Here is a 12338-nt window from a genome sequence, read left to right on the forward strand (position 1 = left end):
GCTCCCCGTACACCGACTCCCCGTACACCGAGTCCTCGTACGCCGACACCCCGTACGCCGCGTCCCCCCGCGAGGAGGACGAGGCCGCCGGGGCCGCCGGACGGGAGGGGGCGCCCACGTCACCGGTGGCCGCGCGGCAGCCGCGCCGTGTCACCTGGCGGAAGGTGACCGTCCTGCCCGCGGTGCTCGCGGTCGTCCTGCTCGCCACCTGGCTCTGGTTCGCGCAGGCGGACCTGGACTCGATCTCCGAGAACGCGCTGTCCGACGGGCAGGTGGGCAAGGCCCTGCGCCAGCATGTCGAGCTGACGGCGATCTCGACGTTCTTCGTCCTCGTCATCGCGATCCCGCTCGGCATCCTGCTGACCCGCCGCGCCTTCCGGAAGGGGGCGCCGGTAGCCATGGCCCTGGCGAACATGGGCCAGGCGACACCGGCGATCGGCCTGCTCGCCCTGCTCGTCATCTGGCTGGGCATCGGTGAGAAGGCCGCCCTGACCGGCATCATCATCTACGCGGTCCTGCCAGTCCTGTCCAACACCATCGCGGGCCTGCGCGCGAACGACCCGACGCTCCTGGAGGCGGCGCGCGGCATCGGCATGTCCCCGCTCGGCGTGCTCGCGAAGGTGGAGCTGCCGCTCGCCGTGCCCCTGATCCTCGCCGGTGTGCGCACCGCACTCGTCCTGAACGTGGGCACGGCGACGCTCGCCACCTTCGGCGGCGGGGGCGGCCTCGGCGTCCTGATCACCACGGGCATCACCAACCAGCGCATGCCGGTGCTGCTGCTCGGTTCGATCCTGACGGTGGTGCTCGCCCTGCTCGTGGACTGGCTGGCCTCCCTGGCGGAGCTGGTGCTCAGCCCGCGGGGTCTGGAGGTGCGGTCATGAGGCTCCTCGGACGGGCCGGACGCGTGCGGCTCCCGGGGCTGGTGCCGCATCGACGGACCACGGCCCTCGCGGCGGTGGGCGGCATGCTCCTCGCGGCGGCCGGGTGCGGTCTCACCAGCGGCTCGCCGATGGTCGACGACGTCAAGCCCGGCACCGTCGGCAAGGGCAGGCCCCTGGAGGGCGCCGACCTCACCGTCACCTCCAAGGAGTTCACCGAACAGCTGATCCTCGGCGCCATCATGGGCATCGCCTTCCAGGCGGCGGGGGCGGACGTCCTGGACCGGACCGGCATCCAGGGCTCCATCGGGGCGCGCGAGGCGGTCAAGGGCGGCGACGCGGACGCCATGTACGAGTACACGGGCACCGCCTGGATCACCTACCTGGGCAACTCCGACCCGATCACGGACCCCCGCCGGCAGTGGGACGCCGTACGGAAGGCGGACGCGGACAACGGCCTCACCTGGCTGCCCCCGGCCGCCCTGAACAACACGTACGCCCTGGCCATGAACGAGTCCAACGTCAAGAAGTACGGCACGAAGACCCTCTCCGACGTCGCCGCCCTCGCGAAGTCCGACCCGAAGGCGGTCACCGTCTGCGTCGAGGGCGAGTTCGCCAACCGCGCGGACGGCCTGCCCGGCATGCAGAAGAAGTACGGCATGAAGCTGCCCGCGGGGAACATCACGCAGATGGACACCGGGATCATCTACACCCAGGCGCGGAAGGGCAGTTGCACCTACGGCGAGGTCTTCACCACCGACGGCCGCATCAAGGCCATGAACCTGACGCCCATGGCCGACGACAAGCGCTTCTTCCCGAACTACAACGCCGCCCCCGAGGTCAACTCCAAGACCCTGAAGAAGTATCCGGAGATCGCGGACGTCCTCGCGCCCGTCACCGCGAAGCTCGACAACAAGGTGGCGCAGGACCTGAACGCGAAGGTGGACGTCGACGGCCGGGATCCGCACGAGGTGGCGAAGGACTGGATGGTGGCGGAGGGGTTCGTGAAGGAGTAGGCGGGGCGAGTTCCTCGGGGTGCCGACAGCATGCAAAGACTCTGCTGCAAAGACTCCGTTGCAAAGAAAGCGTTGCAACGGAGTCTTTGCATGCGTAGGCTGCGGGGCATGACGGAAGAGCAGCAGCAGCCGGAGCAGGCGGCCGAGCCCCGCAAAGTCGTGAATCTCGACCCGCGCTCACTGCGCGGGCTCGCGCATCCACTGCGGATGCGCCTGCTCGGCTCGCTGCGCCTGGACGGCCCCGCGACCGCGTCCCAGCTCGCCCAGCGCCTCGGCGAATCCAGCGGGGCCACGAGCTATCACCTGCGCCAGCTCGCGGAGTACGGCTTCGCCGAGGACGCCCCCGAGCGGGGCAAGGGCCGCGAGCGGTGGTGGCGGGCCACCTACGACGGTACGTACGTGGACAACCAGCTGGCCCGGGACGCGGACCCCGAAGTGCGCGGCGCCTACAACGCGTTCATGTACGAGCACGCGACCCAGCACGCCACCGAGGTCACCACCTGGATCGCCACCGAACAGGACTGGGCGCAGGAGTGGGTCGAGGCCGCCGACATCAGCGACTTCTCCCTGGCCCTGACGCCCGAGCAGGCCGCGGAACTCAAGGCGCGGATGCACGAACTCGTCGAGGGCTACCGGGGTTTGACGCCCGAGCCGGGCTCGGCCGACACGGCGACGGTCCGCGTCCACACTCACCTGATCCCGACCCGGCACACGGACTGAGAGGCACCCGCATGCACCCCGAAGCCCACCTGTACGCGCACCATGCCCGCGCGGCGGAGTTACAGCGCACGGCCGGCACCCGCAAGCCGCGCCGCGGCCCGCTCCGCTCCCAAGTCGGCTGGACCATGGTCGAGTTGGGTCTGCGCCTGGTCAGCAGCTCGGAACGCGCTCGCCCTTCCGGAGGGCTCGTAGCGCGTCGATCGTGCCCGACAGCGTAGTCACCGGAATGAGCTGGAGGCCCGCGGGCTTCTCGGCCTCGGCGTCCGCGCACTCGTCCTCGGGCACGAGGAAGACGGTGGCGCCGTCGCGCCCCGCGGCCTGGGTCTTCAGGGCGACGCCGCCGACGGCGCCCACCTTGCCGTCCTCGCTGATGGTGCCGGTGCCCGCGATGGTGCGGCCACCCGTCAGATCCTCGCCGCTGCCGTCGCCGTCCAGCTTGTCGATGATGCCGAGGGAGAGGAACAGGCCCGCGCTCGGCCCGCCGATCTTGCCGAGGTCGACGTCGACATCGACCTTCTCGGTGCCCTTGACGCCGTTCTCCCGCAGATAGCGGAGCGCGGCCCGCGTGGCCTTGTCCTTGGACTTCCGCATGTCGCCGAGGTTGTGCTTCTCGACCTCCTCGACGTCGTCGCCGGTCGGATAGACGGAGTCCTTCGGCATGACGGCACGGTCCGTGCGGAACCAGCCGTCGACGACGTCACCGATCCGTACGTCCATCTGCGGCCCCGTCGCCACGATGGTCGTCATCCGCAGCTGCCCCTCGGTCTTGCGCTGCGGCGCCCCCGTGACCGTGAGGACCGGCTTGCCCTTGTAGTTCCCGAGCACGTCGGCGGTGCCGCCCGGCTGGGCGACGGCGAACGGCAGCGGGGCGAGCCCCGCTGCCGCGAGCAGGGCGGCAAGCGGGAGCGCCGAGACGGCGAGGGCCTTGGGGCGGCTCAGACGAGCCAGACGAGACAGCACGCGTCCAATCTAACGCGAGGCAGATCAAGCCCGTCCGGCGCTTGCGGACGAGCCGGGCGCGGGCCGCGACGGACGGCGGGCCCGCGCGGCCTCAGCGCAGCGCGTCGGCTACTTCCCTGGCGGCGTCCACGACGCGCGGGCCCACCCGCTCCGGCACCGAGTCCGCCAGCATCACGACCCCCACGCTGCCCTCTATGCCGGTGACCCCCACGAGGGGAGCGGCGGCCCCGCTGGCGCCCGCCTCCAGTTCGCCGTGGGTGAGGGCGTACCCGGGGTCGGTGACCTGGCCCTGCCGGGCGGCGAGGATGGCGCGGCCCGCGGCGCCCCGGTCCAGGGGGTGGCGGAAGCCGGTGCGGTACGCCACGTGGTAGTCGGTCCAGGTCGGCTCGACGACGGCGACGGCGAGGGCCTCGGTGCCGTCGACGAGGGTGAGGTGCGCGGTCGCTCCTATGTCCTCGGCGAGGGAGCGCAGAGCGGGCAGCGCGGCCTCCCGGACGAGCGGGTGGACCTGCCGGCCGAGCCGCAGCACCCCGAGCCCGACGCGCGCACGGCCGCCCAAGTCACGCCGTACGAGCGCGTGTTGTTCGAGCGTGGCGAGCAGGCGGTACACCACGGTGCGGTTCACACCGAGCTTGTTGGACAGCTCGGTGACGGTGAGTCCGTGGTCGGTGTCGGCGAGCAGTTTGAGGACGCGCAGTCCTCGGTCGAGCGTCTGAGATGTCTCCGCGGTCACGACGCCCACTCCTTTGGTGGTGAGGGTCGACGGCCCCCTCTGCGGCGGGCACCGGACGCGCTCCGGGGCGGCGCTGCCACGGGGCGTTGTGTAGCGGGGACAGTAGCGAGGGCGTCCCGCTCAGCGGAAGACTCCGTCCAGAATCCGGTCAAGAGCACGGAAAGACTGCCCGTAATACCCCGATACGTCCGCCCGTGGATGGACGCGGTGCGCACAGTGTCTGCACGCCACGCGCACGAATCGTTACGCGGTGGCGTACCCGGGTGTACGGCGCGACGCGGTGCCCGGCCCGGCGTGCGGCTCAGCTTTTTGTACGGTTCCGCCCTGCATGACGCCCCACCCGCGCGGGCACGCGCATGCCGCCCCACCCGCGCGGGCACGCGCATGCCGCCCCACCCGCGCGGGGCCCGCGCGCCGGGGTCACTTCATGCGGGTGGCCCACTCCTGGACCTTCGCGATGCGCTGGCGGAGCTGGCCCGCGGTGGCCTCGGCGCTGGGCGGGCCGCCGCAGGTGCGGCGCAGCTCGGTGTGGATCACGCCGTGCGGCTTGCCGCTCTGGTGGACGTACGCGCCGACCATGGTGTTGAGCTGCTTGCGCAGTTCGAGGAGTTCCTTGTGGGAGACCACGGGCCGCCGCTCGGCGGGCAGTTCGAGCAGATCGGCCTCTTCCGCGGGCTTCTTCTTGCTGTGCGCGATCTGCCGTGCCTGCCGCTTCTGGAGCAGCATCTGCACCTGGTCGGGTTCGAGGAGGCCGGGGATGCCGAGGTAGTCCTGCTCCTCCTCGCTGCCCGGGTGCGCCTGCATGCCGAACTCGGCGCCGTCGTACAGGACCCGGTCGAAGACGGCGTCGGACTCAAGGGCCTCGAAGGGCAGCATGTCCTGCTCGCCGGTGTCCTCGTCCTCCTGCTTGTTGGCCTCGTCCATCTCCTTCTCGGACTCGGCGTACGGGTCCTCCTCGCCCTGCTTCTTCGGCTTGTCGAGCACGTGGTCGCGCTCGACCTCCATCTCGTTGGCGAAGGTGAGCAGGTCGGGGACGGTGGGCAGGAAGACGGACGCGGTCTCGCCGCGCCTCCTGGAGCGTACGAAGCGCCCGACGGCCTGGGCGAAGAACAGCGGCGTCGAGATGGTGGTGGCGTACACGCCGACGGCGAGCCGCGGCACGTCGACGCCCTCCGACACCATGCGGACGGCGACCATCCACCGGTCGTCGCTCCGGCTGAAGTCGTCGATGCGCTGCGAGGCCCCGGCGTCGTCGGAGAGCACCAGGGTGGCCTTGTCCCCGGTGATCTCCCGGATGAGCTTGGCGTAGGCGCGCGCGGAGTCCTGGTCGGAGGCGATGACGAGGCCGCCCGCGTCGGGGATGGCCTTGCGGACCTCGCCGAGGCGCCGGTCGGCGGCCTGGAGGACGTTGGGCATCCAGTCGCCGCGCGGGTCGAGCGCGGTGCGCCAGGCCTGCGAGACGGCGTCCTTGGTCATGGGCTCGCCGAGCCGGGCCGCGATCTCGTCGCCCGCCTTGGTGCGCCAGCGCATGTTGCCGCTGTAGGACAGGAAGATCACGGGCCGCACGACGCCGTCGCCGAGGGCGCTGCCGTACCCGTAGGTGTAGTCGGCGGCGGACCGCCGGATGCCGTCGTTGCCCTCCTCGTACGCGACGAAGGGGATCGGGTTGGTGTCGGACCGGAACGGCGTACCGGTGAGGGCGAGCCTGCGGGTCGCGGGCTCGAACGCCTCCAGGCAGGCCTCGCCCCAGGACTTGGAGTCACCGGCGTGGTGGATCTCGTCGAGGATGACCAGCGTCTTGCGCTGCTCCACGCGGTTGCGGTGCAGCATCGGGCGCACGCCGACACCCGCGTACGTCACGGCGACGCCGTGGTACTCCCGGCTGAGGGGGCCCGCGCTGTACTCGGGGTCCAGCTTGATGCCCACTCTGGCCGCCGCCTCCGCCCACTGCTTCTTCAGGTGCTCGGTGGGCGCGACCACGGTCACCTGCTGCACCACGTGGTGGTGAAGGAGCCAGGACGCGAGGGTCAGCGCGAACGTCGTCTTGCCCGCGCCGGGCGTGGCCACGGCGAGGAAGTCGCGCGGCTGCTCCTGGATGTACCGGTCCATCGCTCCCTGCTGCCAGGCACGCAGCTTGCCTGCGGTGCCCCAGGGGGCGCGGCCCGGGAAGGCCGGGGAGAGGTGGTGTGAGGAGGCGGCGGTGGTAGTCACGGTCTCCGGGTCTGACGGGGCCGCGGGGCGGCGGCTTGGACGGGTACGACAACCCGGCCACCCTACCGGTGGGCCGGGGGCGCGCCGTCGGGGGCGCGGGAAGCGCCCGGCAGGGGCGCGGGAAGCGCCCGGCAGGGGCGCGGGAAGCGCCCGGCAGGGGCGCGGGAAGCGCCCGGCAGGGGCGCGGGAAGCGCCCGGCAGGGGCGCGGGGCTGTATCGATGTGCGGCTCCGCCGCGTGGGCGCGGCCGGCCATGGATATGCCGCAGACGCGTCTGCGGGGGCCTCGGCAGATGCGTCTGCGGCTTTTCGTCGGTTGCGCGCGCAGTTCCCCGCGCCCCTTACGGGGCGCCCCCAGGCCCCCCGGCTCAGCGCGGGGCGCGGAGCCGGGTGCCGACCCACGCCCCGAACAGCGCCACCGCCGCCATCGGCAGGAACACGGCCGCGAAGGCCACCGGGTGCGAGCCCGCGGCATCGGCGCCTGAGCCGGTGCCGTGGCCGCCCACCGTGCCGCCACCGAGCGCGGCGAACGCGGCGCCGCCCGCGGCGAGCAGGACGACGTTGGACAGGCCGTCGGATATCTGGAGCGCGGCGGAGTTGGCGCCCGCGTCCGCGGGAGGCGAGAGGCGCAGCAGCAGGACGCTGGTGGAGGCGATGACGACGCCCATGCCGAGGCAGCCGACGCCCCAGGCGACGGCGACGATCCACACCGGCACGGCGTCCACGAGGACGCTGGGCACGGCTGCGATGGCGCCGGCGACGAGCACCATCCCGAGGGCCACCAGCTTGCCCCGGTGGGGCTCCATGCGCGGCCGGGACTGGACGTACGAGCCGAGCGCCCAGGTCGCGCCGCCCGCGGCGAGGGACAGCCCGGCCAGGGTGGGCGAAAGGCCCCGCTCGGTGACGAGCATCAGCGGGACGAAGGACTCGGCGGCGACGAAGGATCCGGCGGCGACCCCCCGCAGCAGCACGACGGACGGCAGCCCGCGCGCGGCCCGGTAGGTGCCGCGCGGCAGCAGCCCGAGGACGGCGGGCACGAGGAGCGCGGCGCCCAGGGCGGCCGGGAGCAGGGACAGGGGGCGCAGGTCCTGCCCCGCGTACTGGAGGAGCCCGGCGCCGAGCGAGATGCCGAGGGCGAGACGGATGCGGCGCCGGTCGGGGGTTCGGTCCGGGGCGGCGGGGGTGCTGTGATCGCCGGGTTCGGCGGGGGCCTCGGGGGCGCCGGGTCCGGCGGGGTCGGCGTGGTCCTCGGATCCGGCGGGGTCGGCGTGGTCCCCGGGGCCGACGGGGCCGCCGTAGTCCCCGGATCCGGCGGGGTCGCCGTGGTCCCCGGGTCCGGCGGGGGCCTCGGGGGCGCCGGGTCCGGCGGAGTCCCCTGGGCCCTCGGGACCGACGCGGTCGACGGGGCCCGCGGCCGTGCGGCGGATCGCGGGCAGGGCGAGGGCGAGGGGGGCGAGGACGAGTACCGGGATGCCGAGGAACACCCAGCGCCAGCCCAGGTGCTCGGTGATGGTCCCCGAGATCAGGGGCCCGACGACGGAGGGCACCACCCAGCAGGCGGCGAAGGCCGCGAGGATGGCGGGGCGCAGCCGCTCCGGGTAGGCCCGGCTCACGATGACGTACAGCGCGACGATGACGAGCCCGCCGCCGAGGCCCTGCACGGCCCGCCCCAGGATGAACATCCACATCACGGCTGCTGTGCCCGAGAGCACGAGCCCCGCGGCGAACGCGCTGATCCCCACCGCGAGCGGCCCGAGCGGCCCGCGCCGGTCGGCCCACTGCCCCGACAGGACCATGCCGAACAGACTCGTCGTGAAGTACCCCGAGAAGGCGAACGCGTACAGCGACACGCCGTCCAACTCCCGCGCCGCCACGGGCATCGCCGTGCCGACGGCGGTGGCTTCGAAGGCGATGAGCAGCACGACGGAGACCACGCCGATGCTCAGGGCCCGGTGCGCCTTGCCCAGCACCCCGCCCGCTTCCCCGTCCGCCGCGCACTCCAGGGCGGCAGGGGCGACGCCGACATCGATGTCGGCGCGCACGCTCACGTCCGCGTCACGCGTGTCTGTGGGGGTGTCGGAGTCCGTGTGAGGGTCGGGAGCAGGCATGTGAGCCACCGTACGAGCCCCCACTGACAACCGCGCCTGCCCGGGGTTCCTGCTTGGCTGCTCCTTTCGTCCTACGACCGCGAGCCGGGTCACCGGCCGCGCATGCTCGACCGCACCCGCTCCTACACGTACGACACCGCTGTCCGAGCCTCCTCAGCTGAAGGCAAGGTCTCAGTGATCAGCTCCCAGACCCGTGCGGCGGGCACACGGGAGAGCCTCAGAGGGGTGTTCGGGCCGACCTGCCCCGCTTCCACCGGCTCCTTGGGCGACTCGCGATGCCAGTAGCCGAGAGGCCCACAGTCCCAGACAGCGAACGCCCGTGCCGCCACGCTGTCCGGCTCCCCGGGCCGTCTCTGCCACACGGCTGTCATACGCCAGCTCGACCGCAGTTCCGCGATCATGTCGGTGAACGTGCTGAGCGTATGGCCGTCCAGGGGTCCGCCCGCCGCAAGAGCGTTTCTGATGTGCTCTCGCTCCTCGTGCCCGGACGCGGTGAGGGGCATCGTCTCCAGGGCGGACAGGCCCGCGTCGAGTGTTCCGACGGTCGTCTCGACAACGGTGGCTCGCACGTCGTCCGGGGAAGGGGCGGGAGCGGTTCGCCGTAGGTTCACCATGTCCGCGAGTGCCCACAGAAGCATGCTGGGCTCGACGCAGGCGTACTCCGATTCGGCCTCGCCGGGCCACGCCTCGTGGGTGACCACATGGTCCTCGCCGATGAACATCCCGTGGTGCAGCTTTCCCTGCCTGCCCGCCAACTCCAACGAGACGGCCACCACCGGGCTGATCAGTGTCTGGAGCAGCGGGAAGAGGAGGTGGGAAAGCTCATCCGCCTGATTGAGGAGACCGCGTTCCCGCAGCTCGCTCCGGGCCGGTGCCATCTCGTCGGGCGGCGTTTCTCCCGTCGCCAGGCTGAAGAGGACGACCACGTGGTCGTCACCAAGGCGGAACCGGGACCGGGCGACGTCCATGGAAGGCACGTGATCACTCGCTTCGCAGTTGCTTGTACGACGTTGCTTGTACGACGTGGCTTGTACGACGTGGCTTGTACGACGCTCCGGCCGGAGCGTGGTCAGTACTGCGACTCCACGGAGAGGTGCGTGACTCTTGCGATGCCCGCCCGGACGGCCCCTCGTCGCGTCAGCGTCGCCCTGTCGACGCCTGCGAAAAGAGCCGCGAGCGCGATGTCGGCACCGACAGCACGTTTCGCGACGCTCAGCGTCAGCTTCTTCCTCGATCCGCGGCCCGTCTCACGCACCGTGATGGTGACTCCGGGGTCCTCATCGTCCGCCGCTCGGGACAGGACGTACTCCCGGTGGTTGTTCGCCGCCAATCGGTAGGTGTCTCCCGCGTGCTTGAGAAACAGCGATCGTCCTTGGTGCGTGACGCCCAGGCGATTCCTCGTCATGTGGACATGAGCGTCGCCGAGACGCAGCGTCGCACGGTTCAGAGACGGCATGACCATCCCTGATGTGTGAATTCCGCGTGCTTCGAAGGTGGCGGTGGGAATCGAACCACCCCGTACCTCGGTGATGAGCATCTCGGGGTGACTCGGGGTCAGCGGGTACGTCACTCTGATGTCGCCGAACTCCTGCGAGGTGCCTTGCCATCCGAACTGGTGCCGTTTGCCTTTGTTGCTCTGCTTCCAGAAATCCAAGGTGAACGGAGCAGAGGTGGTGTGCATTTCTGGTCCTCGCTAGTCGAACGGGTTGACGACGTCTTTGAACTTCTTCGCACCGTCGGCCATGCCGGACCCGAGCCCATCGACCCTGTCTCCGACCCAGTCCTTCGCCTCTCCGATGCCCTTGCCGAGGGCCTCGTGGTTGTCCCAGATCAGGGCGCCTCCGTACACGGCTCCGGCCCCCAGAGCCACACCGAGCGTCACAGGATTGGGCGCCACGGTCAGCGCCGTCATGGACCCGCTGAACGCCGTGCCACTCAGGTCCGATGCGAACTTCGACGGGTCCGCTCTGATCTTCGCCCCGTCGTACGTGGCGAGATTGGCGATCCCGTACGCGGTCGCCGCGCCGCCGCCGACAACGCCCGCGCCACGAATCCAGCCGGCGGCTCTTCCTGCCTGTGCGAACCCACCGCCCCGTGCTACCCGAATCAGATTCGCCTCCGACGCCGACGGCATGACGTACGTGCCGTTCCGCATGAAGCCGCCGAACATGGCGGCCTCGTCCGATCCGGTCAAAGCTGTCACCGCGCCGGGGGGAAATCGGCTCAGGAGGCTTCCCGGAGCGGCGCCCGCCAGGCGGGTGTTGGCGAAGCGCGACACGAAGGTGCCGGGAGCGTGGATCTCCTTCCCGGTACGCATATGGCTGAGCAGCTTCACGGAGTACAGGACGGATGTACCCGTGGCGGCCGCGAACGCCCCGGCTGTCATCGTTCCCGAGGTCACGGCACTGACCAAGCCCCCGAGCTGCGCGCTCCCCGTCAGACGGGTCACCCCGTCACGCCGCAGCCGCTCCATGTAGTCGTCGAGGGTCTCGTCGTCCCGCTTCTCGAACCAGGCCGAGTCGTCGCGCGCCCGCTTCTGCCGGCGGTCGGCCTTCGCCACCTGGTCGGCGTCACCGTTGAAGCCCGTGCCCGCGGTGCGATCGTTCTTGTTGCCCTTGCCGTCCTTGACGACGGCCTCCAAGTCCCTCTTGAGGTCCTGGTCGGCGTCGTCGAAGGCCTTGACGCACAGCTTGATGAAGTCGGCCCACGCGTCCACGCTCGCGTTGATGCTCGCGGCCCGGACGGGGTTCAGGCGGGCGGCGCTGCTTTCCGACGCGCTGAGCCTGTCGTAGTCGAACGCGACCTTTCCCTCTTCGGAGACCTTCATCCCGGCCTCGACTGCATCGGCACGTGCGGTCGCGAGTTGCTTCCTGAGGTCGACGAACTGCTGGTGTGCGTTGCGCAGCAGCGTCGCGGTCGCCCTGGCCTGCGTCTGGGCCGCCTGGTACTCGTAGCGCGTGGCGGCGAACCTCGCGTGCGCCGCCCGCGCGCTCTCACCGAGCCAGGCCTGCCCTTGCGCGATCTTCTGAACGCCGTCCCGGTAGCGGCCCTCGACCTTGTCGAACTCCTCCGCCATCTCCTGCCACTTGTCGGCGGCGGCGGAGAGGCTCCCGAAGTCCGTCGTCATGGCTTCGTAGTACGACAGCACGCGGCGCTTCCTCCGGAGGTGACTCAGCTGGTCGAGGCGATTCAGTACTGGTCGAGTCGCGACCTGAGCCCGCCGATGCGCCGGGAAGTATCGAGGTCGGTATCGGTGAAGGTCTTGTTCGTGGACCGCAGGGCACCCTTCTCCGCGTCCAGCCGCCGCATGAGCGTCCTGACCTGGCTGTCCCAGGTGGTCCGCACCTTCTTCAGGCCATCTGCCGTGGCCCAACCGCCGAATGCGCTGATGGCCCTGTCGGTCGCCGCGTCGGCCCGGTCCCCCGCTTTACGGGTGTCCGGCTGAAGCTCGGTCTCGATGGTGTGCGCGGCGGCTCTCTTGTCGCGTGGCGTCGTCGCGAGGTCCGGTGCGCCCCCGGGCGGCGGCCCCGGAGGGTCCGTCTGATCGAGCCGCATCGACGTCGGCCGGCGTTCGGTCGCGTCGGCCCGCGTGCGGGCACCTTCCTGGTCACACCCCATGGTCGCGTGCCACAGCACCCCCGTGTGGCCAGGGCTAGGTCTCAGTCGTCGGACGTCACTCATCACTCTGTCGGTCCAACAGTGGCCAACTCGCAG

Annotated in this window: 11 protein-coding genes; 3 read left to right on the plus strand and 8 right to left on the minus strand. The window is 71.2% G+C overall.

Annotated elements, in window-relative coordinates; all coding sequences use genetic code 11:
* Positions 1 to 125: 125 nt before the first annotated feature.
* The 3 genes from GPA10_RS08345 (at position 126) to GPA10_RS08355 (ending at position 2614) form a co-directional block, all read left to right on the plus strand.
* A complete protein-coding gene (locus GPA10_RS08345) occupies positions 126 to 881 on the plus strand; it encodes an ABC transporter permease (protein WP_063803582.1) in 756 nt (251 codons plus the stop codon).
* Between the two features lie 83 nt (positions 882 to 964).
* A complete protein-coding gene (locus GPA10_RS08350; RefSeq protein ID WP_157164991.1) occupies positions 965 to 1894 on the plus strand; it encodes a glycine betaine ABC transporter substrate-binding protein in 930 nt (309 codons plus the stop codon).
* A gap of 108 nt (positions 1895 to 2002) precedes the next feature.
* On the plus strand, positions 2003 to 2614 hold the full coding sequence (locus GPA10_RS08355) for an ArsR/SmtB family transcription factor (RefSeq protein WP_157164866.1): 612 nt from the start codon (positions 2003 to 2005) through the stop codon (positions 2612 to 2614).
* A gap of 150 nt (positions 2615 to 2764) precedes the next feature.
* Here GPA10_RS08355 and GPA10_RS08360 read toward each other — a convergent pair whose 3' ends face one another.
* The 8 genes from GPA10_RS08360 to GPA10_RS08395 form a co-directional block, all read right to left on the minus strand.
* Entirely contained in the window at positions 2765 to 3574 is an 810-nt protein-coding gene (locus GPA10_RS08360; protein ID WP_343040523.1) for a S16 family serine protease, read from the minus strand.
* Between the two features lie 91 nt (positions 3575 to 3665).
* On the minus strand, positions 3666 to 4307 hold the full coding sequence (locus tag GPA10_RS08365) for an IclR family transcriptional regulator (RefSeq protein ID WP_058848405.1): 642 nt from the start codon (positions 4305 to 4307) through the stop codon (positions 3666 to 3668).
* Positions 4308 to 4727: 420 nt separating this feature from the next.
* On the minus strand, positions 4728 to 6518 hold the full coding sequence (locus GPA10_RS08370; RefSeq protein WP_343040524.1) for a DEAD/DEAH box helicase: 1791 nt from the start codon (positions 6516 to 6518) through the stop codon (positions 4728 to 4730).
* Positions 6519 to 6884: 366 nt separating this feature from the next.
* A complete protein-coding gene (locus GPA10_RS08375; protein WP_157164867.1) occupies positions 6885 to 8624 on the minus strand; it encodes an MFS transporter in 1740 nt (579 codons plus the stop codon).
* Positions 8625 to 8746: 122 nt separating this feature from the next.
* The gene (locus GPA10_RS08380) at positions 8747 to 9592 is read right to left on the minus strand and encodes a histidine kinase (RefSeq protein ID WP_157164868.1); all 846 of its coding nucleotides are present in this window, start codon (positions 9590 to 9592) and stop codon (positions 8747 to 8749) included.
* Between the two features lie 101 nt (positions 9593 to 9693).
* On the minus strand, positions 9694 to 10305 hold the full coding sequence (locus GPA10_RS08385) for a hypothetical protein (RefSeq protein WP_157164869.1): 612 nt from the start codon (positions 10303 to 10305) through the stop codon (positions 9694 to 9696).
* 12 nt (positions 10306 to 10317) lie between these two features.
* Positions 10318 to 11772: a hypothetical protein gene (locus GPA10_RS08390; protein ID WP_343040525.1), complete on the minus strand. Its 1455-nt coding sequence runs from the start codon at positions 11770 to 11772 to the stop codon at positions 10318 to 10320.
* Between the two features lie 41 nt (positions 11773 to 11813).
* On the minus strand, positions 11814 to 12305 hold the full coding sequence (locus tag GPA10_RS08395) for a hypothetical protein (protein ID WP_198351535.1): 492 nt from the start codon (positions 12303 to 12305) through the stop codon (positions 11814 to 11816).
* Positions 12306 to 12338: the final 33 nt, after the last annotated feature.

Source organism: Streptomyces typhae (assembly GCF_009755605.1).
GTDB classification, from domain to species: Bacteria; Actinomycetota; Actinomycetes; order Streptomycetales; family Streptomycetaceae; genus Streptomyces; species Streptomyces typhae.